The following is a 26,544-nucleotide window of genomic DNA, read 5'->3' on the forward strand; positions in this document are numbered from 1 at the left end:
TTACATGACGAAACAAACTAAAATATCGACGCTCGGTGAACTTCGCGAGAGCGGATACGAATCACGCAGTGTAAAACAGGAATTACGGGACAACCTTCGGGAAAATATTCTGAAGGGACATAATGTCTTCGAGGGCATCCATGGGTACGAGGACTCTGTAATCCCCGACATGGAGCGTGCCATTCTTTCGATGCACGATATCAACCTGCTGGGTTTACGCGGACAGGCGAAAACACGCATGGCGCGCATGATGATCCAGCTGCTGGATGAATATATCCCGGTGATCAAGGGATCTGAACTCAATGATGATCCCTACGATCCGATTTCGCGCTATGGAATGGATATGGTGGAAGAACATGGCGATGATACACCCATCACCTGGATGCACAGGGATGACCGGTATACTGAAAAACTGGCAACCCCCGATGTTTCCATTGCTGATCTGATCGGTGATGTGGATCCCATCAAGGCCGCAACACTCAAACTCCCCTATTCGGATGAGCGGGTGATCCATTTCGGACTTATTCCACGTGCACATCGCGGAATATTCGTGATCAATGAACTTCCGGATCTGCAGGCAAGGATCCAGGTGGCCCTTTTTAATATCCTGCAGGAAGGTGATGTGCAGATCCGCGGATTTAAAGTACGTCTTCCGCTGGAAATCCAGTTTGTCTTTACCGCTAACCCCGAAGACTATACGAACCGCGGAAGTATCGTGACGCCGCTGAAAGACCGTATCGACAGTCAGATTATCACCCATTACCCCAAATCCATTGAGATTGGCCGTAAAATCACCGACCAGGAAGCCCACATCAAACCGGAGCAGAATGATATGGTCGTTATGACCGATTTAGCCCGGAACCTGGTGGAGCAGATTGCCTTCGAGGCGCGCGAGAGTGAATATGTTGATGCCAAGAGCGGGGTTTCCGCCCGACTGACCATATCCGGAATGGAAAACCTGTTCAGCGCCGCTGAACGTCGTGCTTTGCACCAGGGTAATAAAACGCATGTCCGCGTAGGCGACCTCTATGGTGTGATTCCATCCATTACCGGAAAGGTTGAGCTGGTGTATGAAGGCGAGCAGGAAGGTCCGGGTATAGTAGCCCATAACCTGGTGGGAAAAGCGATCCGGACTCAGTTCACGCATTTCTTTCCGGATCCCGAGAAAGTGCGAAAGCAAAAGATCGATAATCCGTATAAGGAAATCACGAACTGGTTCGGTGATGAGCATACCGTAGATCTGCTGAATGATTTTACTGACAAGGAATATGAGCAGACGTTGAAATCCGTTCCCGGACTGGAAGCGCTCGTTGATAAATTCCATAAAAAAGAGGATAAGGCAATGAAACTGTTCCTGATGGAGTTTGCCTTGCACGGACTGGCAGAATACAGCATGCTGAGCAAACATCCGTTAGCGCGCGGACTGCAATTCAAAGATCTCCTGAGCAGCATGTTCTCACTCGATGACGATGAGGACGATGATGATGAAGACGAATTCAATATATGACGATCAAAGAAGTTCGAAACCTCGTTAAGGGTGGGGAAACGCATACTGTTGAATTCAAGCGAAAGGCCACCCATCCGGAAAAGATCGTCCGGGAGATGGTGGCATTTGCCAACTCCGATGGCGGCTATGTATTCATCGGCGTGGATGATGACGGGTCGATCCCGGGTCTGAAGCACCCTGAGGATCATGTATATGTTTTGGAGGCCGCGATAGATCAACTCACACAGCCGAAGGTTGAATACAAATGGGAAATCGTTCCGCTTACCGACGACCTTTCGGTGGTATCGTTTTTTATACCCAGCAGCAGTAAAAGTCCGCACTTCGTCCTAGAGAAACAGGACAAATACCCGCGCTTCGTGAACGGGCGGAGGGCGAAAGTTCCGCCTCCGGGAAAGCGTGCCTATGTACGGGCCGATGACAAAAGTGTTCAGGCAAGCCGGGAAATGAAGGAGATCATCCGACGGAAAAAGCAGGGTAAGAATATCAAATTCAACTACGGCGACAAGGAAAAGATGCTGTTCGATTACCTGGAAAAGAACGGAACAATCACGCTCGATGGTTTTGCCGAACTCGCCAAGGTATCAAGATACAGTGCCTCACGCACATTAATACTGCTGGTACTGGCGAATGTGTTGAAGATCGTGCCGACGGAGAAGGGAGACCTTTATCAGTCAGTAGTCAGTAGTCAGTAGTCAGTAGTCAGCTCGCCTGCCGGAGCTTTAGCGTAGGTAGGTAGTCAGTAGTCAGCTCGCCTGCCGGAGCTTTAGCGTAGGCAGGTAGTCAGCTCGCCTGCCGGAGCTTTAGCGTAGGTAGGTAGTCAGTATGTAGAGTCCTAAAAGTAGCCTCCTGTAATCGCCTTCATTTTCTATCGTCATCCCAGTGGAATCTCCCGGGTTTAGCCCGGGAGTCGGACTGGGATCTATAGTGGGCCCTCACAAAGGATAGAAACTCATCCATCATCTAGCCTTTCGGCACAAACAAATAAAGGATTAGCGACGGACAAAGGTCCCTGCCTACCGGCAGGCAGGCCTGCCCGACTCCCTGATTATCCCCGGCTATCGCCGCCGATCCCAGGGAGTTCCACAGGGATGACGGAAGTGGGTGGTTATGTCCCTGGCATAACAGCTCCATGCATAAAAGCATCCCCAAAATAAAATATTGAATTAAAACCGCATTCGTTGTTTGTCTTTTGCGACAGATTCCTAAATTTGAATCAATTAGCATTTAATTTTTTCCCTCCCCTATGGCCAGAGCGAAGAAGACTGAAAGCGGGCAGAAAGAGAAGAAAATATTCGTCCTCGACACATCCGTAATCATCTACGAACACAACTCGATCATGAATTTTGAGGAGCACGATGTGGGAATTCCCATCACCGTCCTCGAAGAACTCGATAACTTTAAGAAAGGTAACGATACCAAGAATTTTGAGGCGCGTGAATTCACCCGACTCATCGACAAGCTTGCCAATGGCAAGATGCTTCAGGACTGGAACCCTCTCAATGGCTCGGCCAACAAGGGTAAGTTCAAGGTGCTGATGTATTCCAAAAGCAAGATCGACGCCAGTGAGGTATTCGACGAGGACAAGGCCGACCACCGGATCCTGAATGCCGCACTGCAGTTGCAGCAGGAAATCCCGTCAAAAAAGGTCATCCTGGTTTCAAAGGATATCAACCTGCGTCTAAAAGCGAAATCCCTGGGCCTTCCGGCCGAAGATTATAACACCGGAAAAGTTCAAAACGTAAATTCGCTTTACCGGGGGATCAATATCAACGAAAAGGTAAGCCCTGACAAGATCAATCAACTTTACGAAAAAGGCGCGATTTCGCCACGCGGATGCCTTGGCACCAGCAAGCCCAACAAAAACGGCTACTACATCCTGAAAAACGGCAAGAAATCGGTTCTCGCATTTTACAATCCGATCATGGACCAGGTGGAACACGTTGAAAAACGCTCTGTCTATGGCATCAAGCCGCGTAATGCCGAGCAGACCTTCGCGATCCATGCGATCCTGAACCCGGATGTGAAGCTCGTAACGATCCAGGGTGTGGCCGGTACCGGAAAAACACTGCTGGCTCTTGCCGGCGCACTCGAACAAAAGCGTGAATTCAAACAAATCTACCTGGCCCGTCCGATCGTACCGTTAAGCAACAAAGACATTGGCTACCTGCCGGGTGACATCAAATCGAAACTGAACCCCTACATGGAGCCGCTTTGGGATAACCTGAAGTTTATTCAGAACCAATTCCATGAGTCTGACAAGGAATATTCGAAGATCACCGAAATGGTGAACCAGGAGAAGCTGGTGATCACACCGCTCGCCTACATTCGTGGCCGAAGTCTGTCGAACATCTGCTTTATTGTGGATGAAGCGCAAAACCTCACGCCGCACGAGGTGAAGACGATCATCACGCGGGCTGGAGAAAATACGAAGATCATCTTTACCGGGGATATTTATCAGATCGATACGCCGTACCTCGATTCGCAGAGCAATGGTCTGTCCTACCTGATCGACCGGGTGAAGGATCATGAGCTCTATGCACATATTACACTTGAGAAAGGGGAACGAAGTGAGCTGGCAAACCTGGCGAACGAATTATTATAATGATGTACAGAATACTTATCCTGCTGTTTGCTTCTGCAATGATCATCAGCAGCTGTGACGTCGAACGTCCACCAACAGAAACGCCTTCATCCGAATATTTCCCGCCTTTTACGGTTGAGACACAAAGTATCAACCGGGAGTACGGCAATTGCGAAACAGATACCTCACGTACCTGTACGACGGTGGCATTTCTGTACCAGACGGTAGCCGATACCGCACGGACACAGGCATCAGATAAGATCAATGCTGAAATAGAGGCATCGATAATGGAAATTCTCGGATATGATTCCATAGAGGATCAGTCGCTGAATGGCGTGGCAGATGTATTCATCGACGATTACCGTAATCTCGCCACCAGCTTTCCGGATGCCTTCGGATGGCAGATGAATGTGAGCGGTGAGGTTCTTCGGAATGACAGCGCTTTTTTGGTGATCCGGATACAGACGGAAGCATATACCGGCGGCGCGCACGGCAACTATAATTTACAATTCCTGAATTTTGATCCGATTACCGGTGACAAGATCACACTCGATGATCTTTTCAAACCCGGTTATGAAGAAATACTGAATAAGATCTCGCTGAATACCTTCCGCGACATCAGGAATCTCGGTGCCGACGAAGACCCTGCCTCCAGCGGCTTTTCATTTGAGGGCGACCGGTATTTCAACCCGGATAATTTCGCGTTGCTGAAGGATGAGATCCTGTTCTATTTCAACCATTACGAGATCGCCCCGTATTCTGCGGGTCCGACTACTATTGATATTCCCTGGGTGGAACTGAAGGATATAGTCAGTAGTCAGTAGTCAGCTCGCCTGCCGGAGCTTGAGCGTAGGTAGGTAGTCAGCCTACCGGGCTTGCCTTTGCTTCACTCTTGAGGAAACACCCCCTTTAACCCCCCTCAAGGGGGGACGCGGCTTGCGACTTTGTATGCCATTCAGTAAACTCTTCACTGGATTTTATTGTTAATTGGGCATAGGTTTTGGTTAAATAACAATCAGAAATGTGGTTCTCATCCAAAATCGCATTAACTTTATTCAACCCAACAAAGCAATGAAACGGTTACTGATTCTGGCGATCCTTTTAAGCAGCGCATTCGCATACGGACAGCGAAAGCAGGAAATCATTGTAACCATGAAGTGTGGGGATCAATATGAGATCACCGACCGTCTCAGCAAATTCAAAGGTTCACTGGTCCTTCCGGAGGACAACCGAAAGTATATCATAGGCCGGGCAGATGGGGAAAGGGTCAAACTGCCTAAATCAGATATCGTTTCCATCCGGATCGCAGAAGATGAGGAATACCTGTCACTTATCGATTTACGCAATAATCGCCACACCATCGGCACAATGCTGGCCTCAGGTAAAGTGAATGTTTTCAAATCTTACGAGGAAGAGGTTCAGCAAACCGGTCCGAATACTCCGGTAATTTCTATTCGTGAAATTTATTTTGAAGTCACCCCTGAAGGACTTGTACGCATCAATCCAAAAAAATACATCAAGACACTCGCTAATTCCTGTTCAACGCTCGATATGTATCTTCGGGAGACCGGCAAGATCAGAAGGAATGATGTGGATGTGTTGCTCGAAAGAGTTAATGCGATGTGCAGTGAAGGGTTAGCAAGTAGTCAGCCTGCCTACCGGCAGGTAGGTAGTCAGTAGTCAGTAGTCAGTAGTCAGTAGTGATTTATTGAGACCAGAACACACCTCAGGAAGTTTTACAAGATCTTAAAAAAAGTAAAGCGAATCCAGTTTTTTAACACGGCTAAAATCCATTTACCATGTTGTTGGTACGCTCATCATGTTTGCCTGTAACAATGGAACTACAGCGGTAGTCTAACGTACAAATACACAGGTCAAACAACAAAACAACAACACAATGAAACTCTTATTAGCAACAGCATTACTTCTTTCAATTGCCTGGGGATCAGGTGAAGAAAAAAAGAAGGAAATTGAAAAAAGCCGCAACGTCATTGCGCACGTTGCTTACGATACACCTGCTGCATTCGGATTCGGAAACAGCTTCTACCTGGACGCAGACAAGGATGGAACCAATGATTTTATGTTCACTACTGTAATGGTATCGAACGAGGCGGACATTCACACTAAATATCTTGTGAATGCGTTAAATAAAAACGAAGTGCTTTCGGTTGAAGGAAGCGCAGCGATCAACGAGGATGGAATGCCGGTAGCGGAACTGGGCAACGTGGCCTGGTCGGCCAGCGCCAGCGAAATCATCGAGCAGGTTTACTCTGATTCCAGGGAATCATGGAGCGGTACCTGGTCGGGCGACAGAGCACAGTACATCGGCATTAAGCTGGTAAAAGACGGCAAGTCGTACAACGGATGGGTGAAAGTATCCATCGATCAGGAGAACGAAACAGCTTTCGTTGAAGGCTACGCGATCAACCGCGCACCGAACGGTAACATCGCCGCCGGACAGATTTAAAGGTTAAAGTTAGGATTAAGTTCAAGGTTAGGGCGCCTCCATTACTGGAGGCGCCTTTTTTTCTACCCGCCGTAGCCTTGGCGTAGGTGGGTCATTCGCAATAGCCTTGGCGAAGGCGGGTTTCCGCCCCGCGAAGGGTATGAGCAAAGGTGGGTCACTATCCGAAGACTTCCCATTGAGGCCTATTTCACGGAGCGTACCTACGGCACGCATCAATAAGAGCCAAATTCCTGCTACATATGTAGCGTACCTTCAGCACGCATTTTTTACTGCGCCTTCACGTAGCCAGAGATTTCATTGTTATAGAGTGCCTGAGCCTATTTAGATAAAACATCACAGCGTTTTGCAGGCATGCGTCGTACCTACTCCGAAGGGATGCTGTTGGCACGGCACCGGATAATTAATCGTTATCATTGGTTATCCATACCCCGTCCCTACCCTGAAGGAAGGGATGAATTTTGGCACTGGACGGACAAACTCAAGGTTAATCGAGCACAGATGAGCTGGCAGTCTCCCTACACCCTATTACCTGCTCTACACGGCTACCCCCATCACTTCCTGCAGCGCGGCAGTGTTGGTGTATTGCTGGAAGGTTTTGATTTTACCATTTTCATAATTCCAGACATGGCAGAAGGGTGAATCCTGGCTCTTACCGGTTTCCTTATACGTTCCGGTATAGCGGCCTTCTACAACGACAGTATCCCCGAGGCCGTAAAATTTCTTTGGCGTCACGGTGAAATCATCCCATTCCTCGACGAGACGCATGAATAATTTATTCAGGACGTCATCGGGTCCGTTTAAGGTACCGGAGGCGGCATACGGATTTCCTTCGGCCTCATTCCATTGGATCTGGGGGTCCATTGCTCCCAGTACTGTGGGCACTTCGCCACGGCCAAATGCCGCGTACAAGCCCTTTAGGTGCTCTACATGATTCATGATTGTTGGGTTTAAAAGTGGTTAATTGTGAAGAGTAATAAAGTACTCATTTTCAGTGGATTTACCTATTACTTCAGCCTAAATAAAGTCTTGCAACCCACTCCTGAACAGGCAGTATATAGTAGATCAAATAAAAATTATATTAAGAATCCTATTCAATGGAGATCTTATATTTCAATTATATTTTTATTATTATAATACTATGACTTTTAAATTCAAATCATAATGAATAAGAAGCTCAAGAAATTCCAAATAGACTATACAGGACTGATTCTACGTATTTCTATCATGTCATTTTTCATTATGCTGAATGGCACTGTTCATTCACAATATATCAGCAAATCAATGATTGGGCTGAAAGGGCCGGTTAAAGAAATAACTGAAACCACTTTTCGGGTCAACTCATTCACCAATGAAAAAAATCATATGAATACCCGAATCATTCACTTTAATAAAAATGGAGAGACCTTGTCTGTGAGTGATTCAATTTTTAATACGGCCACCACCTATTTTCATAAAGATGGTAAAGTGGTAAGTGCAGAAATAAGAAATGATTCCGTCACCCGCGAGAAGTATAATTGGATTGACGATAGTACCTACCAAATCATCAATGAATCCAACGAAATAAGGGCGGTAGTAAAACTGGATTCGGTCGGAAGAATCATACAATGGGACGAGCCATGGGGATGGAAAGAAGAGTATATATATGACGGACTATGGATTGTAACGCGAAAATGGTACTCCGCGGACGCTGAAGAGCCCACTACCTTAAACAGTAGGTATAATAATTTCAAAGTCGACGAATACGGGAATATCGTATCCTATGAATCCAATATGTTGGTAATAAATATGCATATTTTCCATGCCATTAAATATTATGAGCAGTGAGCGACTAAAGCTGCCGGAGTCGGGCCAGGATTACTCGCGGAAATCCCGATCCAGGGATTCATCCGGGCGCCGGACTGTGATCTATTTAAATGTAAAAATGTGATCCCCCGGGCGACCCTGAACCAAGCCCTTAAGGTGCTCTACATGATTCATGATTGTCGGGTTGAAAAGTGGTTAATTGTGAAGAGTAATAAAGTACTCATTTTCAGTGGGCGGAAATAATCGTGCAGTCCATGTCAACGTATGCCTTTCCATCCAAACACTTTACGGGCATTCTAAGTCTTCTACTATGTCCGGCAACGAATTTATAAATCTCAGTTTTTTATGTTATTATAAGGAACACTCACCAACCCCTTAATCATCATGAAAAATCAGTTCTCAAAATGGATAATAATTCCTTTATGCTCTCTACTCATGGTTTTTGGAAGTCTGAATGCGCAAAATAAGATGTTGGAAAACATCACCTTACAGCATGTCACATTAGTCGTCAGTGATTTCACTGAAAGTTCAGAATTTTATATGGATATCCTCGGACTGAAACAAATCGATGCTCCATGGCTTCCGGAGAACCAGGCGTTCCTTCAACTGGGAAGTAACCTCGAACTGCATATGGGTGAAGTTCCGGGTGTGACGATCGCCCCGAGTACATTTAATCATTTTGCCATGAGTGTTACAGACCTTGATTCCTTCCTCGAACATTTAGAAAAGAATGATATCTGGTATGGCACTCTCGGCGGAGGCGAAAAACACAAGGTTCAGCAACGTCCGGATGGGGTGCGGCAGACCTTCTTCCAGGACCCGGATGGATATTGGCTCGAAGTGAATGATTACAAACAAAAATAGTTGGGCCCTCGTACGCCTTCATTAGATTTCGGCGTACGGAGCATGCCTTCATTAGATTTCGGCGTACGGAGCATGCCTTCATTATATTTCGGCGTACAGAGCATGCCTTCATTATATTTCGGCGTACAGAGCACGCCTTCATAATATTACGGCGTACGGAGCATGCCTTCATTATATTTCGGCGTACAGAGCCGGGCAGGCCTTTTTCTTTATCGTCATCCCCTACGTCCCCCTTGAGGGAAGACACCCCCCTTAATCCCCCCTCGAGGGGGGACGTATGGAGGTGTCGAAGAATATTTCACTTATATTGTCAACGCCATTTTCAACCTGAAACTAAAATGACAAGAGTCCTCTTCTCGCTGTTTTTCATCCTGATCGGCTTGAATGCTTCAGCGCAGCAACCCAACATCCTGTTGATCGTTTCGGATGACCTGAATACCAAAATCGGCCCTTACATGGACGTCAGCGATCATACGCCGAACCTTGACAGGCTTGCCAAACAGGGAGTGAAGTTTACCCGGGCGTATTCGCAATACCCTGTATGCGGACCGTCAAGGTCGTCCTTTATGAGTGGATTATATCCCGAAACCAATGGCGTTCTGGGAAATGGCTTCCAGCTGGGCAGCTATAAAGCCGCTACGCCGGAACTAAAAGACCACCCTTCACTGGCCGAATTCTTCCGAAAAATGGGTTATTACACAGCCCGTGTTTCCAAGATCTTTCATATGGGCGTCCCCGGCGGAATTGAACGGGGGGAAACAGGCGGTGATATCCCGGAGTCCTGGGATTATGCGCACAATGTGATGGGTCCCGAAACCATGAGTCCGGGAAAACTGGAATTGCTGTCACCCAAGAATAATCATTACGGCTCCAATTTCGCGCGGATGATTCTTCCGGACGAACTTGAGACTGGCCAAACAGATTATGTGGCCACTACCCAGGCTATCGCCATCCTGGAAAACCGGACCGGTAAGATCCCGGATGGTGCCACCAACCGGGTAAAGTTCAAGGCAGATAAACCTTTTTTCCTGGCAGTCGGACTGGTAAGGCCTCATGTCCCCCTGATCGCACCAGAGAATTGCTTCGCCCAATATCCTGCCGAATCGATGGAATTGCCTGAAGTGAGCGGACTGGAAAATGTGCCGGATCAGGCACTGCGGCTGCGAAATGAGCATGTCTGGGGTATGTCCGAGGAACAGCAACGAAAAACTATCAGTGCCTACCTGGCCAGCGTACGGTTCATGGACCAGCAGGTGGGCAGGCTGCTGGATGCACTGGACCGCTCAGGCGCCCGGGAAAATACTATTGTAATATTCATTTCGGATCATGGCTTTAATCTCGGTGAACATGACTGCTGGTCAAAGACAAGCCTTTGGGAAGAAAGTATCCGCGTTCCGATGATCATCTCGGCTCCGGCGTATAAACAAAGCAACGGATCGTTAGCAGACCAGGTGGTAGAGCTGATCGACCTCTATCCTACCCTCGCGGAATTGTGCGGACTACAGGACAGCCTGCCTCCTATTCTCCAGGGGAAAAGCCTCGTGCCGATGCTGGCGGGTCGTCAGGCAGAAGAACGTTATGCGTACACTGTGAGCTATGGAGGACGAGACGGCGCCCTGACCGGTGTTCGGTGGAAATATACGCGATGGGAAAATGAAGCAGGAGGCACCCATGAAGAATTGTATGATCATGAGAATGATCCGGAGGAGCTGTTGAACCTTGCGGGTGATCGCGCCTATGGTGAGGTTCTGAGAGAAATGCGGGAGAGGTTTGATGGAATGAGGCGGTTGGCGGGGAGGAAATAAGGCTTAACCAGCCGGGTTATTGCCCTCGCACACCTTCATTGCATTTCGGCGCACACAGCCGGGCAGGCGGGCATGTCCGCCGTAGCTTTAGCGAAGGCGGGGAGACGGTTGGGGGTGGGCCTTGCCTCCTCGGACATGGCCCGGGCCGGTCCTTCTTCATCGTCATCCTGAGCTTGTCTCAGGATCCCCCAGTTCATTGCATACAACAGGAGATCCCTGCCTGCCGGTTTACCTACCGTTAGGTAGGAGGACAGGCGGAACAGCCTTCCGCCAACACCAATCGTATTCCACACATTTTCAAGGCTTCAGTAAAAATCTTAACCATAAATTAATTATGTTATAATCTGGAATCAATCTCACCCCTAATGAAGCTCAAATCGATCCCCACAAAAAAGTCAGACCACTACTTCTTCCTCTTCTACGCCTTTTATTTCCTGATCACGCAGTTTATCGGGTTCTCATACACTGCTTCTGTGCGTATAGAAAATGAAGGCGGATTACCATTGATCGCCGTCATACATGGTGTCTTCGGGGGCTTGTGGTATGCATTGTTTGGCGTACAATGCCTTCTGATCACCGGCAAAAAGGTAAAATGGCACATGATCCTCGGACCATCCGGAATACCAATCGTTATTGGCGTCTTCCTGACTGGCATCTATGCTGTTTTCCGGGTGAATACACCGGAAGAAGAGATACCCTTTGAAATAATGAGTTCCGAGATCGTATTATTTATCATGGGGCTGATCTATGCAACGCTGGGATTTGTCAACCGGAAAAAGGCACATGCGCATAAGCGCTATTTTCTGATGAGTATGATCATGTTAAGTCCGGCTGGTATCGCACGCTTCTGGGAACTGACTGGCATTGCTCCCAGCGAGGTCATTTATTTTGTGCTGTTTCTATTTATCATCCCCATTCTCTCCATACTGGCATATGACCTGCTGGCCTATCGCCGGGTGTTTAAAGCCACGGTGGTTTCACTTATCGCATATGCACTCAGCCTTTACCCGGGAAGCCTCCTCGGGCAATGGGTGGTGGATTATATTCGGCCGTTGTTTTTGTAGGGTCTTCTTTACACACGGAGCGTACCTACGGCACGCTGGACGAAAAACTAAATTACTGCTACCCATATTGCGTACCTACGGCACGCCTAATCTCTGCCTTCAAGGACTCAACTACCAGGATGTGAGTTCCGCCGGCGCGTCCGCCAAAGCTTTCTTCGATAGCCGAAGCCTTGGCGAAGGGTATAAGCGAAGGCGGGGATGACGGTGAGTAGATGGGCATGCCTACGTCCCCCCTTGAGGGGGGCTAGGGGGGTGTCTATGCTAAATCTGGTCGTAGGTTCCTACCTACGACCTTATGCTTTATTTATTTGGTCGTAGATAGGAATCTACGACCAGAATCGAGTGGAAACTACTGGTTATCAGAGCGCCGGAGACAGTCCGGCCTGTCGGCCGTAGCATAGCGAAGGCGGGGATGACGTTACAGGTATATGGCGTGCCGAAGGTACGCTCTCTGTTTAGATAGCCATGTCGCTTTATGATCGCGTGCCGTAGGTACGCTCCTTGTTCAAATGAAACCATGATTTGGTCGTAGGTAGGAACCTACGACCGGACAGTGATGACGTTAAGGATGAATTGTTCACTCCGTCCTCAAACTATCCGCAGGATTCGCCCTGGAAGCACGCCACGTGCGCAAGCCAATGGTGCCAAAGCCTACCAGCAGGGCCAGTGTGATCGCAAGAATCGCCTGTGATGCGCCAATGTCGATCCGGTAGGTGAAACTGGTAAGCCAGTTTTCCATGACCCACCAGGCAGCCGGTACAGCCAGCAATGCGCTTACGACGAAAATCACAAAATACTCGCCCATGACCATCAGCATGATACGCCGGCCGGAAGCACCCAGCACCTTGCGGATGCCGATCTCCCGTACACGCCGCTCCAGCGTGAACGTGATCATTCCGAGCAAGCCCATAGCAGCGATCAGGATCGCGAGGAAAGTAAAGCCCGACAGCATGGTCGCCATCCGCTCTTCGGATTTATATAAATTGTTGAACGCCTCATCCAGGAAGTAATAATCGAAGGGCGCATCCGGCTGAAATTTATCAACCTCTGCCTGGATCCCCGCAAGGGCTTCCTTCACATCCGTACCCTCCTGAATCTTCACGTACAGCGATCCGCCGTACTCGATCATCGTCCGCGAGGTATCTGAATGCACCTCCATCACCATCGGCTGGATCTCATTCTTCAGGGAACTGTAATTGAAATCCTTTGTGATCCCGGCAATCCTGGCCACCGACGGTCCGATCGCCATTTCCTTGCTCAGGGAATCCGTCGAAATATGCAGCCTTCCCGCCGCCGTCTCATTGGCCAGCAGATTTCCGCGCAACGGAACTTCCTCGAACCGATGTTCAAATTCAATACCCATCAGTTCGGCAAACTGCTCATCCACATTCATCACGCTGAGGGAGATCTGTTCATCCGTATCCGGTACCGTGGTGAAATAAATGGAATATCCCCCTTTGAAAAGAGAGAGCGAGCTGAGGGCAACGCCCGAAATCCCCGGCATATCCTTGATCTGATTCTTCATATATTCAAAACCCACCGGCTGCTTATTCGGCGACAGGTTGATAGCCAAAACCTGGTCTTTATCCAGTCCGATCTCCTGACTTTTCATGAATTTCAGCTGATCGATGATCACCAGGGTCGCCAGTAACAGTCCGATCGATACCATGAACTGAAACGTCGTGAAAGACTTCTGAAGGAAACTGTTCTTCCCTCCTCCTGTGCGGTTACTCTTGATGATCGACACAGGATTGAAACGGGCCATGATCCATGCAGGGTAGCTGCCGGCCAGTATCACACTTCCGATGAAAATCGCGGCAACGATGCCGACGAATATTGGCGTCTGCAGGTATTCGATATCCAGCGGTTTATCCAGGAAAGAAATCATGTACGGACGAACATACATCAGCAGTATCAGCGAAAGCGTAAATGCAATACTGATGATCAGGAATGAATCCAGGAAAAACTGGAACACAAGGGAGCGCTTTGATGCCCCATTCACCTTACGTATTCCGACTTCCTTCGAACGTGCCGTTGAACGTGCAATGGCGAGATTGATATAATTAATTAGGGCCAGAACGACGATGAGAAGTCCTATGGCCAGCAGTGCGAACAGGTAAATCCGCATCGGACTGAATACGTCATTTCCACCGAGGTAAACATCCTCCATGGAGTCTAGGACATAGCTTTCGTCGGCTGATTCCATCGCAATTTTTTCTATCGACTCTTCGACCTGTGCCTTACTGGATGGCTCGTCAAGCTCAAGATAGGTTAGAAACGATCCCAGTGACACATTCTCATTATCGAGGGTGCCTTTCATTTCATCAATAGTCTCGAGGGTCTGAAAAGAAATCAGCATATCATACCGGATGGATGAATTGGAAAGAGCCTCCGCCACGATTCCCGCGACAGTAAGCGGATATTTCCGGTCGTAGTAAAGTGTTTTTCCGAGGGGATCATGCGTTCCGAAATACTGACTGGCCATGGTTGGGGTAAGGAATACCTTGCCAGGCTGACCAAGTTCTTTCGGATTTCCCCTGGTAAATTCGAAGTCGAAAACCTCGCTGAAAGACGGATCGACGAAATGGGCATTTTCCACAAACCACGCTTCATCCTGCTCATTTTTGATGATTGTTTTTCCGGGGTTGATCATGCGTACAGAATTCTGCACACGGGGATCTTCTTCCGTCACCCGCGGTCCGAACATACTACTCATGCCGGACATCTGCATTTCCATGCCTCCGTAGTTCATTTTGCCCTTCACCTGGAAGACGCGGTCGCTCTTGGAATGAAACGTATCGTAGGTAAGTTCGTGGGAGGTGTAGAGGAAAATCAGCAGGGCCGCGCCCATGCTTAGTGATAGTCCGAGAAGATTGATGAGTGTGAAAAAACGATTTTTTAGCAGGGATCGCACCGCAATCTTGAGGTAGTTTTGGAGCATAGGTTTTTTGAGTTTTAAAAATAGACGGAAATAAGGTAAAAAGGTTGCCTTTGCACACCTTCATTGCATTTCGGCGCACGCAGCCAGGCGGGCGAATGCCCTCGCCGGGCTGGCCCTACTTTTTCCATTGACCGTGCTTCGCCGAAGCGGCTACGCGAAGGCTGAGTGAAAAAGTAGGCAAAAAATCTAGGCCTGGCCCTCCCATGGGGATCCCTTCGGGAAAACTCGTCGGCGTTGCCTCCTCAGACATGGCCCAGGCCGTCTTTGTTATCAGTTGGTAGTGCTGCCAGTCTTTCTAAATCGTCATCCTGAAAGAGCGAATGTAGTGAGCGATGTTCAGGATCCCATAGATAATTCACCACACCCTATACCCGGCATCCCTGTCGGTGCGCCACTGAAGTTCTATATGTTGATTCTTATTATGTGTTAATGGTTCATCGCCAAATATTTCCAGGTTCCGGTCGGTAAGCTTTTCGATGAATTCAAATTTTGGCAACAGGGCCATTTTTCCGTTGACACCATTATTGCAGGTACTACAGGCTGGAACAAGGTTGTACTTATCATGTTCAAGGATGAAGCTCCAGGGAATGAAGTGATCAATGTGTGTTTCCTGCCGTAGTTCATTTTCACAATAGAAACATGCTTCTGAGCTCTGAAGGATGATCCGGCGTAATTCCGTTTTAATGGCTGACCGGGAATTATCCAATCCGAGTTTTTTATGGATTTTAGGTATGCTGTTATTTCGTTCCAGGAATTGGACAAAGTAGTAAACGGTAATGTCTTTGAACAGCCACAGGTTTTTCTTAATTAGTCGGAATGGTTCTTCATTGAATCGAATTTCCCGTTTATCCTCATCCCAATGATACAAGAATCCGGAACCGGTTTTATCACCGCTCGAATCATCGATGACTTTGTATTCGGATTGAAACCGTGAAATCGGATTGCGTAAAGTTCGCATCTTTCTGGACAGAAGATATTCACGAGTTTCGTTCAACTCGTTTTTGTATACTGATTTTGCATTTTTATAAAATATTTCAGGCGGATTGATATCTCTGATCAGTTGAATGAAAACCAGCATTTGCCTGGGATTTACCGCATGATTCAGCTTGAATACAACCGTTTGATCCCAATAGAATTTTACGAAGCTATCTGCGATGGTTTCATAAGAAAGGATCAGGTGTTTGGACGTCCGAATATGATCCAAAAGCACCAGGGCAAAGACAAACTTGTAGGAGTTGTTGTTTTTGTCCAGGCAATTTTTCCAGTATCGGACCAGGTCGTATTCTTGCATTATTTTATCCTATTGAAAAATAATTCTCCAAATCATCGAAAATAGTCAGATTTATTAGTTTTAGTTAATATTTATATTTCAAATGTGGATTATCCTTAGACGATAAAATCATTTTTAAAATTTTAACGCCATGTAGAGTACTCAAGAACTATTCAATTGATCTACTTCCTTCGAGTAATTATTTCCACATTTAATACAATCACAATAAAACTAATTAAATGGACTTCATATTTTAACCCAGATCTTCCCAAAAAGTCAGGATAATTCTAAAAGAAGGATCAGCAAATTGATATATTTGATTAGTTGATAATTGGTTATTTCTTCAATAATGAGTGACGTACATACCAAGGAAACCAGAAGTTTCAACATGAGTAGAATTCAGGCAAAAAATACAAAGCCGGAGTTAATTGTACGCCAATTTCTACATAAAAAAGGATATCGGTACCGACTCCATGTTAAGGATTTACCAGGCAAACCAGATTTGGTTTTTCCTAAATTACGAACGATCATTCAGGTCAATGGATGCTTCTGGCATGGTCACGAGGGATGTAAATATTTCAGTATTCCTGCGACAAGAAAAGACTGGTGGGAAAGTAAAATTCAACGAACAATTATGAAAGATGCCGAAAACCTGGAAATCCTAACCGATCTGGGATGGAGAGTAATAACCATATGGGAATGTCAGTTGAAAGGGGTAAGGAAAGCATCCACTCTATTTGATTTAGCGAAAACATTGGAGAATTAAATGGCAATACCAATCATCGATTTATTTGCTGGACCAGGCGGGCTGGGAGAAGGGTTCACCTCTGTTAGAGATGGGCACGGAAAGCCAGTATTTGAAATTAAGCTTTCTATTGAAAAAGACGAAAGTGCGCATAAGACTCTAACCTGGAGAAGTTTTTACAGACAATTCATTAATAAAGGGAAAACGTTACCAGACGAATACTATCAGGCTTACCAGGAAAAAGACTTAAAAAAAAGAGAAGAAATAATTGAACAGGCTTTATCTGAATACCCTGAAGGCAAGATTGCCAGAGAAGAGGCTTGTCTGGTTGAACTTGGAAGTAAGAAATGGCCTTCAAGTAAAGTTGACAATCTGATAATAAACCAAATTGGTCAAAAACCTGATAAATGGGTATTGATTGGTGGTCCGCCATGTCAGGCCTATTCTAACGCCGGTAGGTCAAGAGTGGGTGGTATACGCAAAGATGATCACAGGGTCTACCTGTATAAAGAATATCTGAGAATAATAAAGAAACACAGCCCGTCTGTGTTCGTAATGGAAAATGTTAAGGGTTTATTATCTGCCAAAGTTGGTGAGGAAAAAGTATTTGACTGGATCAAAAAGGACCTTCAGGTTGGAGGTAAATATGAGCTGCATTCTTTTGTAAAACCTGCCACAAAGGATTCGGATTATCTTATCAAGTCAGAACTATATGGGATTCCCCAAAAAAGGCATAGGGTAATACTTCTTGGAATAAGAAAAGACCTTGAACATAAAGGTGAATACCTGGAAAAAACTGATCAGGTTAATCTGGATTCAGTAATTGGAAAATTACCAATTATCAGAAGTGGACTCAATAGAGAATTTGTGTCCTATGATTATCTTCATTCTAATAATAATGGTAAGCCTAAAAGGGTTTATACCCAATTGAAAGACTCTGATTTACTCTGGGAAGATTATGTAAATCAATTTCTATCAAGAATAAAAAAATGGGACATCACGCCTCTAAATGGATTAAGTAAAGGTATTTCTGCAAGTAAGCTGAGTATTGGAGGAGAATTTATCAAATGTGATAGCTCACTTGAAGACAACCATCCATTACATGAATGGTATAAGAGCTTGAACCACCAGGGATTTGAAATTTGGAAACTAGCAGGGATTGCCAATCATGAATCCAGAGCCCATTTGACGCAAGATTTAATGCGATACCTGTTTGCAAGTCTTTATGTTGAAAAAAATGACACGTTCCCCAGATTAAAAGATTATGCAAAACATGCAAAAGAATTAGTCCCGGATCACGAAAACGTCAATTCAGGAAAATTCACTGATCGATTTAGAGTTCAGTTGAAAAATAAACCTGCCACTACAATAACCAGTCATATTTCAAAGGATGGTCATTATTTCATCCATTATGACCCTAAACAGTGCAGGTCATTGACGGTCAGGGAAGCAGCAAGAATTCAGACTTTTCCTGATAACTACTTATTCAGGGGCAGCAGGACTCAGCAGTTTCATCAGGTTGGAAATGCAGTACCTCCGCACTTGGCATATAAGATGGGAAAAATAGTTGCTAGTATGCTTGATCAATAGAAAATCAAGATACGACCAAATCTGACATTTTAGTATAAAATTAAAGTGTAAATTAGTCTCACCCTAAACAGTTTCTATCTCTGTTCAATATTAAATTGAATGGAACTCTAATACTTCGTCATTCGTATATTCAGTCATCAATTTTAAATTTGGAAATAATCGATAAGAGAATCTAGTTCAGCTAACTTTTCCAGCGACAACCCGGGCCAACTGTAATATTCTTCTATGATACTTTTTAATCGGGCCTCTTTATTCAAAACTTCATCGCCTTTATCCTCAACCAGCGCAAGGGTTCGTTCATCTATTTTATCCTTCGCTCTGCTCACATTTTCAAATAGCCTTTCATATATCAAATTTAGTCTGATTGACGGAATCTTCATTCCAGAAGAATTTTGAAATTCACTTATATCTACAGCATTTTTATTAAGCTGATCATAAAAAACCATTATTTCCATTACTTTGGCGAATGTCAAAGTACTACTTCCATTTTCAATTCTTCTTATGAAGTTTTTCAAAATGTTTTTTTCAAAAGAAAATTCAGCATGTGTCAATGATATTTGGTAGAGTGATTTTAGGAGTTTAGCATTATCAAATAATAACTCATTAAGATTAGTAAAATAAAAATGCTCGTCATCTTCATCTATTCTACTTCTTGCCTTAATATCTCCTTCTGACAATTTTAGATCCTGAATCAATTGTAATGTCCCTTGAGGTAATTGGATATTGTTCTTCACATATTCCCAACACTCTGCTCTTTTGGACTGTTCTTGTACCGAAGTTCCTCCATACTCTGCCAATTTTGACCAACAAGACTTTATAATCGAAATGAGAAGCGTATCAAACTCTGTATCCAGTCTTTCGCGCTGAATCAAAGAATTAATAAGGCCCTTACTTTCATAAGCGAGATGATAATTAAATTGTTCTTCTGAAATGAATTGAAGATAACTCATTGAATAAATGGTGGTCGCCATGGCCACACTTGAATCTCCAATAATTGAAGGGTACTCATTCCCATTTTTTGTTCCAATAAGCTTTCGCGTTCTCTTAAAAAGCAGACCAAAACCGAACAAGTCTTTGAACTGATTTACATTTAAATTCTTATATTCATTTTTCTTCATAAAATCAACAAATTGCTTTTCAGCGCTACTCGCAGCAACATTTGGCTTCAATTGCATACAATTAAATGATCGAGCGACATCTATTTTGTTGAATAATAATTGTTTTGGGTGGCTCCTTATCCACGCCCTTATATTTCGACTAGTACCTTGGCTGTTCTTTGAAACATTGTATTGTCCAGACATCCTTTCGAAGAAACAATAAACAAATCTTTGATTTTCATCCTCAATAGGATTTCGTAAGGCAAGTTGTTCGATTCTTATAAGTAAAGGATTATTAGCATAAAAATCACTGGATTTAATTGCGGTTTGAGTGTTCGCGGCACGAGCTATTTCTGAAACTATGTTTGAGTAATTTTCATCTTTTCTTAGTGACGTTATTTTAACAGGAACAAATACATATGTCAACGGACTTTTATCTTTTTTCTTTGCATAATGAATTGTTGCGGTAGTTTGGCCCCCATTAACAATTTGAAAATCTTCTATACTTTCAATGTAATTATCATTGCATTTAACAGCCGTTGCGGTTGCGGACAATCCGTTATTAAAAGAAAAAAACAATTCAGGTTGATTGGCAATGGTTTCCCTGATTGATTTGTTCGCTTTCCTATTGGCAGATAGAAATACTCTAACATTATTTTCCAACAATCTAGTGCTATGATAATCATAAAGATCCGCAATTAAATCGCCAGGAAAATACGCTAGGAAAGTTGAAATTTCACTCCGATTTTGTTTTACATATTTAACTTTATAAAGACTATATTCTTCATCATTGAAGTCAATATCTATTGAAATTCGCTGCTCCTTACTTCTCTTTAAATCATTCCATTTCTTTATATCCCAATAGTATATTCTACAGTTTAAATCCGTACCAAAAATTCTATGTGAAGTCGGAAGGTTCTCTTGATTTATTAACTTATCGGTCACAATACAAATATCTATTCTATCCAATTTATCATTATTTCTACAAGCCGATAAGTGTTCTTGTAAATCCCGCGCATCATGAAAGTCATTGATGTAATCCCCGGAAAATGTATTCTCAATAAATCGTATAGTTTCACGTAATGCCTTATCTATTTCTGCCTTTTGTGCATTCTCGATTTCAGGTTTATCTGAAAAAAAGCCATTAAAAATTGTGTATTGGTATAATATATCTTGATCGGTTATCTCATCTTCATCCTCAATATTTTCCTCCCCGGATTCGTTATCAGAAAAAATAAAACTATCATATGAATACCCAATTAGGCTCCAGTACGAGTTTGACAACAGGTTTCTCTTTCTACATACTTTGGGATTTTTGAATATACCTGAGTCATCCAGAAGCTCCGTGAATAGGATGAATTGACAGTCTTCAAGAACCAGATCATCAGTGGTATTATATAAATTATAGGAAGAAGTATAAAATTCCTGCTTAGTTACTTCAAGTGGTGTGGCCATTGCTGATTTTGAAGTTTTCCATTACTGACAAGTCAATGTTGTAATTAACATCATTTAAACCAGGTGAAAGGTCTTTCAATTTTATTCTCGGGAATTCGTCCTGATTAACCTCGTAAGTTGATTCATTGAGAAGGGTAAATTCATAATCCAGAGGTGTATATTTAGGTCCTAAATAATTTACTCTATCGTTGGCGCATTTACTGTAGAAAATCTCTATTAAATCAGGACTTTTTAGTAGCTCAAGAATTTGTAAAAAAATAATACCTAAAGAATCCTTTTTACCCTCAGGTATATTATCAAACCTGTAACACTTCAAATATAATTTTTTATTAGGTAGAGCTTCTAGTTGATATTCGGAATTAATTCGCAATGATGTGCTTTTGCGCGATATAGTCTTGATTTCACAACAGTAATCGCCAAAATCGAAATCATGCATTGATGGAGCTGGCCGTCTCCATGCTTGCAGTATTTCTTCGAACTGCTCTTTGCCACAATTCTCAAGTTTCCCAAGAATAAAAAGCATCTCTCCATAAAGTCCACGTGCCGTATTTATACTTATTTTCTTGTCCTTCGATGCAAGTTTAATTAGATCCTTAAAAGTGCGGTTGAATAGTTCAATAAATTCTTCCACACTTGTAGTTTCATCGATTCTTTCCTTAAGACTATATATAATATTGTTGAAAGATTTTGTCAAAGAGTCCAAAACAGTGTCAACTAACATAACTCCATCTATTTTTGAAAAGTGGATATACTTTAATTTTGGACTAAACAATCGTCGTAAGTTATCTTTATTGTTAAATCTTACTTCCAAAATCTTTCTATCAGGAGATAACCTATCTTGTATAATATTTAGTTGATAATCCTTCATTCCTTATTTTAATTGCTTTTCGCGTTTCTTTCTCACGATGTAAGTCACCTTTTCCTCATTATCAATTTTTGGAATTGTAAGGTGAATTGCAGGGATTATTGCTTCTGTATTTACGATCTTACCTTTGACCAAATAAATAATCAGCAGACCCTTTTTGCTTTTATCCCTTTCTAAGTTTCGGTAGTTGGTCCTATCAGATCCAGATAGTTGATTATAATATTCTATGTTTTCAGAATTTATCAAATCGAAGGTATTGTCTTTATCACTGTCAAGAATAGCCCCGATTTCATAATCATCAGATTCTTTGCCTTTGTTAATATCAGACCTTCCTACAGCATGAATTAAGTGATCCCCAATACACCAATCCTCATACATATCAATTTTATGAGTATTGCTCTCCAACTGTTTCAGAACAACAGAAAATGAATTAAACTTGGACTCATTTGATTCAATGAATTTTGCAACAGACTTGAATGTGCTCTCGTATTTGGAGTGAAATTGGAAAGCCCTTATAAACTCTATGATTTCTTCAGGAGAAACTTTTTCAAAATTCAAATTGGATTTACTCGGTCCGTAATTATAACCTTGAATCTCTTCATCAACTTTGCTAAGTTTCGATTTAATATATAGTGAATCTATGAAACTCTTGACATGGAGAAAGTTATCCTTCTGAATTTCGTTGTCCCTTTGAAACACCAATGTTCTTTCCACAGCCCCACCAAAAGACATTCTTGTTTTTTGAGTATGTCGTAGTTTAAGCGGGTCACAGGGATGAATCCTATTTTGAAGAGATGCCATCGACTTACTGTTCGCCAACTTGATTACCCAATCCCTTGGCAATATCCTGTTCCCAATACCAGGTTCATTCATTTGCATAAGATCCTTCCTCAATGATTGTTCAAGTCTTGCGATGTCCATATACCAGTCTATTTGATCACCCGGCATGAATATTCTCACACAATCTTCAAAACCATTTCGGTATCCAAACCACCTTCCCATTTGATAAAGAGAGTCTTGTCTAGATGAATTTCGGGCAAAATATGATGTACTTAATCCTTCAAGTGTCAACCCCCGCGAAAGTCTATTACCTCCTATAACGATATAATTTTTGACTTTAACTTTCCGATCCGAGTTTGATCTATAGCTAAGGTCATGATAATGATGCTTTAAATCGGGATTACGAGTAGACGAATGATAGCTTACAATCTCAAATGGATTTTCCGTAGAATCCAAAATTTTTAAAACATCACTGTAATTGATATCTTCAGGTGTTTTATAGCTACTCGTACCATAGTATTTATCTAAAATGGGGTTTTTCGAGTTCTCAACAATAGAATTTAAGGCGTTCTTGAAGCCACTTAGCATCTTTGGGTCATGTTGAATTATTAGGTTTCTAATCTGTGTTACGAACTCATCGATTTTCCAAGCCAAATAGTCTGTTTTAGTGGTTAAATGTGATGTATGCACTAACATTGAATTGAACCCATTTTGACCACGGTATTTCCTAACATAAATAGTTACAATGAAATGAAAAATTGCTTCTTGCAAACTTCTTGGGATTTCATCGAACTTATAGTCATACCCTCTTTTCCTTGGGAAAAAATATTCCATTCCGCCTAATTTTTCATCCCGAGCGTACTCTTCACTATCCGTTATGTTGGTAAGAACTGGTATTGGTTCATCTTGATTAAACATTCTTAAAAGTCCCATATACCCATTACCCGGTTCTAAAGGGATTATAAAATGTTCGGGGAATAAGTCTGAATCCTCTTCAATCATATATTTTTTCTTCCCTATGTTAACCTCATGTTCAACATCATCTCTTGTTTGATTTATAACCGAATAAGGGGTGGCAGTATAGGCAACAAATGTTTTTTGTCCAATTAATGAAAGAATGACCCTTATATATCGGTTGATGGCTTTAATTTCCCTTTCCTTAGCCTCATTTAGCTTCCTCTCATCTTCATCAGAAAGTTCTTTTTCATCTTGATCTCTAATATCAAGACCTTCTATAAGGATCTCAAAATCTTTTTTGCTTAGCGATTGAATTGATGCATTATCGGCCTCGTCATCGATTATAAGAAAAGGTGCTCCTTTAATTTTTTCAGTGCCTTGATGATTGCGCTGACTATCCAACCACTTAATCAGATGCTCAAGTACTGTTTTATTCTTCTTAACCACCCAGATAGACCTATCCTTATGAAGTAGGTTGTTTTGAAGGTGATCGATCGCACCCCTTGATAAGTCTAAATCAATATTTGTAGCGGAACGAATGTTAAATCCGTTTTTTCTGAATTTACCAACACCTATTGACAAATTGTTCATATTTCTGCCCGTTACACCTTCATCAATCCGTTCCTGGGTTTGCCTTCGAAGATCTTCAGTCATTCCGGTAAATACAATTATGTGTCTATAACCCGTGTCAAATGCCTTGTTGATCAAACCTAAATAGTTCGCAGTCTTTCCAGATTGTACGTGCCCATAAACTAGCCCTCTACGATCCCAATACTTATCTTCATCTTCTGAAGGATTCTTACAACTATTAAGAATCTCCGCTGTTTCAACATCAATTTTTGGAATTAAGTAAGACTTACCTTGGGAAACCAGATAGTCTTTGTAGCTAAGCCAGTGTATTCGCGGACTTTTCCTCCAAGCAGTCTGAATCCATGATGTGATAGTATCGTCTTTGACAGTGGGAGGGGTTTCTTGTTTTTTAAAATGATCCTTGATTCTTGATTTAAAACTATCAGAGTCAATAATAGATTTTTCTTCCTCCGATAATATAGAATATAGCTTTTCGCATTGACCATCAATCTCATCCTCTTTAATAAAACCATGATCAATATTGCTGTATAACAACGAATAGAAAAATCCAATTCGTATTTCAATGTTTTCAAGCATTTTCATCAATTAAACATTCTTTAATAATATCCTGATAATAACAAAATGGCTCGCATTTAATAAGTTTTCTGAAGGCCTCAGATTTAGACATTGACGTGGCGAAATACTCCAAAAGTTGTCTGGCTGCAATTAATAATTCTGAAGACATTTTCTCATTACGTATCATCCGATCGTGATAAGAAGGATTTACTTCATTATTTTCAATAATCTTTGCTATGGGGAGATTATCAGAAACCAAATTCAGAACAAGTTCTAAAGTAGTACTGTCTAGTTTATTATCATCTATAAGCTTTCGGAATATTGGGTGATCAACATCTACTTTATACTTATAGGAATTCAGGTTTTTATCAATTTCTTGATTCCATATCAATGAATGATCAAAGGATTCCCTCACTTTTCTAGAATCATTGTTCTGAGCCCTTCCTGATTTTTTTATTGATTCACTTTTTGCTTTATAGATTAATAGTTCTATTTCATTTTTAAACTCATATGGAATCGTCGCATTAGTTTTCGTTATATCAAGGCTCCAAAGATGATCTGCATTATTGGGATAATCGATTACAACCCTGGCAAGTTTAGCAGCATTGGCATTCCTAATTAATCCTAACCACCCACCTTTTGGCGTAAGGAGGCGGTCACATCTATAAATATATATTCCTTGCTGCGATTCAAATCCATCAAATAAAGTATATGAATTAAAAATTCGAGATTCAAGATAATTATCATCCCAATATCTAGGATGTTGAAGTATAAAAGCGCGCTGGATAGTTTGTTTATTGTGGGATAATCGAATTTCAGAATAAAGATTGGCGTTGATTGGAATTGGAGAAATAGGAACTACTTGTTCTTCATTTAATGTTATAATTAGCTTTCCTTTTTCAAGGAATCGGTGAAAACACACTGAAAGGTAATTCATTATCTTCTTGGGATTGGCAATGAAATCATTCTTTTCCTTTGGAGCTCGGTCCCAATTTTCCCATATTATAACCGTACCTGTACCCTTCGAATTCAGCTCTGAAAAAATGTCTAGATAATTGGCATCAAGTCCCTTTTGCAAAATCCATTTACCACCAACTTCTTCAATAAAATTGAGATCCAATGCCCTACAAATTGTATTTTGATCCAACTTCTTAGTTACGACGATGAGTTTTCTTGCTTGACTTAATGAAGCAGTTTTCATTCCAAATCCAAACCTACCGAGGTCCCGAGGATCCCGTTCCTCCAATGGATTTTTAGATCCAAGTTTGAAACCATTAATAAGTTCAGCTAAATCCATTCCATCACCATTATCGGCAATTGAGAATATGGGATTTCCATCATTCCACTTATACGTTATATTGATTTCCGAGGCTTTTGCAGAAATTGAATTATCAATAAGATCCGATATAGCCTCTTCGACGCTATATCCCAGACTTCGGTTAGATTCCAACATTGGCAAAGCATCAGGAGTAATATCTTCTCCTAACAATTTATTTGATATGTCATTGAGTACAGACATTCTGATTTCATGTAATTATTAGATTCTACGTGGTATACATAAATATATGCAGTTTATATAACTATATTAATGATTTATATTCTATTTA

Annotated in this window: 20 protein-coding genes; 12 read left to right on the forward strand and 8 right to left on the reverse strand. The window is 42.8% G+C overall.

All coding sequences use genetic code 11. The annotated features are described in order from the left end of the window. Positions 1-4: 4 nt before the first annotated feature. Positions 5-1,507, forward strand: coding sequence for a sigma 54-interacting transcriptional regulator (locus tag LDX50_RS11945; protein WP_225698678.1), 1,503 nt, complete (start codon positions 5-7; stop codon positions 1,505-1,507). Continuing rightward, positions 1,504-2,199: an AlbA family DNA-binding domain-containing protein gene (locus LDX50_RS11950; RefSeq protein ID WP_225698679.1), complete on the forward strand. Its 696-nt coding sequence runs from the start codon at positions 1,504-1,506 to the stop codon at positions 2,197-2,199. The genes LDX50_RS11945 and LDX50_RS11950 overlap by 4 nt, the downstream gene beginning before the upstream one ends. 268 nt (positions 2,200-2,467) lie before the next feature. On the opposite strand, the gene LDX50_RS11955 is transcribed toward LDX50_RS11950, so the two are convergent. Then, positions 2,468-2,638 carry a hypothetical protein gene (locus LDX50_RS11955; RefSeq protein WP_225698680.1) on the reverse strand — a complete coding sequence of 57 codons (171 nt, stop codon included), beginning with the start codon at positions 2,636-2,638 and terminating at the stop codon, positions 2,468-2,470. A 112-nt stretch (positions 2,639-2,750) separates the two neighbouring features. On the opposite strand from LDX50_RS11955, the gene LDX50_RS11960 reads away from it, so the two are divergent. The 4 genes from LDX50_RS11960 (at position 2,751) to LDX50_RS11975 (ending at position 6,555) form a co-directional block, all read left to right on the forward strand. Then, entirely contained in the window at positions 2,751-4,109 is a 1,359-nt protein-coding gene (locus LDX50_RS11960; RefSeq protein ID WP_225698681.1) for a PhoH family protein, read from the forward strand. Beyond that, on the forward strand, positions 4,109-4,912 hold the full coding sequence (locus tag LDX50_RS11965) for a DUF3298 and DUF4163 domain-containing protein (protein WP_225698682.1): 804 nt from the start codon (positions 4,109-4,111) through the stop codon (positions 4,910-4,912). The genes LDX50_RS11960 and LDX50_RS11965 overlap by 1 nt, the downstream gene beginning before the upstream one ends. A 247-nt stretch (positions 4,913-5,159) precedes the next feature. Beyond that, positions 5,160-5,768, forward strand: a complete 609-nt coding sequence (locus tag LDX50_RS11970; protein ID WP_225698683.1) for a hypothetical protein — start codon at positions 5,160-5,162, stop codon at positions 5,766-5,768. Between the two features lie 217 nt (positions 5,769-5,985). Beyond that, positions 5,986-6,555, forward strand: a complete 570-nt coding sequence (locus LDX50_RS11975; RefSeq protein WP_225698684.1) for a hypothetical protein — start codon at positions 5,986-5,988, stop codon at positions 6,553-6,555. A 534-nt stretch (positions 6,556-7,089) separates the two neighbouring features. Here the strand turns inward: LDX50_RS11975 and LDX50_RS11980 are convergent. Then, positions 7,090-7,491 (reverse strand): nuclear transport factor 2 family protein, encoded by a 402-nt coding sequence (locus tag LDX50_RS11980; protein WP_225698685.1) that lies wholly within the window; start codon positions 7,489-7,491, stop codon positions 7,090-7,092. A gap of 225 nt (positions 7,492-7,716) precedes the next feature. Between LDX50_RS11980 and LDX50_RS11985 the strand changes: the two genes are divergently transcribed. From LDX50_RS11985 to LDX50_RS12000, 4 genes are all read left to right on the forward strand, one after another. After that, entirely contained in the window at positions 7,717-8,379 is a 663-nt protein-coding gene (locus tag LDX50_RS11985; protein WP_225698686.1) for a hypothetical protein, read from the forward strand. 363 nt (positions 8,380-8,742) lie between these two features. Then, positions 8,743-9,222, forward strand: coding sequence for a VOC family protein (locus LDX50_RS11990; protein WP_225698687.1), 480 nt, complete (start codon positions 8,743-8,745; stop codon positions 9,220-9,222). Positions 9,223-9,560: 338 nt separating this feature from the next. After that, a complete protein-coding gene (locus tag LDX50_RS11995; RefSeq protein WP_225698688.1) occupies positions 9,561-11,027 on the forward strand; it encodes a sulfatase in 1,467 nt (488 codons plus the stop codon). A gap of 365 nt (positions 11,028-11,392) precedes the next feature. After that, on the forward strand, positions 11,393-12,091 hold the full coding sequence (locus tag LDX50_RS12000) for a hypothetical protein (RefSeq protein WP_225698689.1): 699 nt from the start codon (positions 11,393-11,395) through the stop codon (positions 12,089-12,091). A 577-nt stretch (positions 12,092-12,668) separates the two neighbouring features. On the opposite strand, the gene LDX50_RS12005 is transcribed toward LDX50_RS12000, so the two are convergent. Both LDX50_RS12005 and LDX50_RS12010 read right to left on the reverse strand, forming a co-directional pair. After that, entirely contained in the window at positions 12,669-15,032 is a 2,364-nt protein-coding gene (locus LDX50_RS12005) for an ABC transporter permease (protein ID WP_225698690.1), read from the reverse strand. A gap of 355 nt (positions 15,033-15,387) precedes the next feature. Beyond that, positions 15,388-16,323: an HNH endonuclease gene (locus tag LDX50_RS12010; protein ID WP_225698691.1), complete on the reverse strand. Its 936-nt coding sequence runs from the start codon at positions 16,321-16,323 to the stop codon at positions 15,388-15,390. 328 nt (positions 16,324-16,651) lie between these two features. On the opposite strand from LDX50_RS12010, the gene LDX50_RS12015 reads away from it, so the two are divergent. After that, positions 16,652-17,068, forward strand: coding sequence for a very short patch repair endonuclease (locus tag LDX50_RS12015; protein WP_225698692.1), 417 nt, complete (start codon positions 16,652-16,654; stop codon positions 17,066-17,068). Further along, entirely contained in the window at positions 17,069-18,637 is a 1,569-nt protein-coding gene (locus LDX50_RS12020) for a DNA cytosine methyltransferase (protein ID WP_225698693.1), read from the forward strand. It abuts the gene before it with no gap. A gap of 143 nt (positions 18,638-18,780) precedes the next feature. On the opposite strand, the gene LDX50_RS12025 is transcribed toward LDX50_RS12020, so the two are convergent. From LDX50_RS12025 to LDX50_RS12040, 4 genes are read right to left on the reverse strand one after another with little or no spacing between them, the layout of a single operon-like run. Next, entirely contained in the window at positions 18,781-21,189 is a 2,409-nt protein-coding gene (locus tag LDX50_RS12025) for an AIPR family protein (protein WP_225698694.1), read from the reverse strand. After that, the gene (locus LDX50_RS12030) at positions 21,173-22,057 is read right to left on the reverse strand and encodes a PD-(D/E)XK motif protein (protein WP_225698695.1); all 885 of its coding nucleotides are present in this window, start codon (positions 22,055-22,057) and stop codon (positions 21,173-21,175) included. The genes LDX50_RS12025 and LDX50_RS12030 overlap by 17 nt, the downstream gene beginning before the upstream one ends. 3 nt (positions 22,058-22,060) lie before the next feature. Then, positions 22,061-24,958 carry a Z1 domain-containing protein gene (locus tag LDX50_RS12035; RefSeq protein ID WP_225698696.1) on the reverse strand — a complete coding sequence of 966 codons (2,898 nt, stop codon included), beginning with the start codon at positions 24,956-24,958 and terminating at the stop codon, positions 22,061-22,063. Beyond that, positions 24,951-26,456: an ATP-binding protein gene (locus tag LDX50_RS12040; RefSeq protein ID WP_225698697.1), complete on the reverse strand. Its 1,506-nt coding sequence runs from the start codon at positions 26,454-26,456 to the stop codon at positions 24,951-24,953. The genes LDX50_RS12035 and LDX50_RS12040 overlap by 8 nt, the downstream gene beginning before the upstream one ends. Positions 26,457-26,544: the final 88 nt, after the last annotated feature.

It is taken from the genome of Fulvivirga sedimenti (assembly GCF_020328055.1).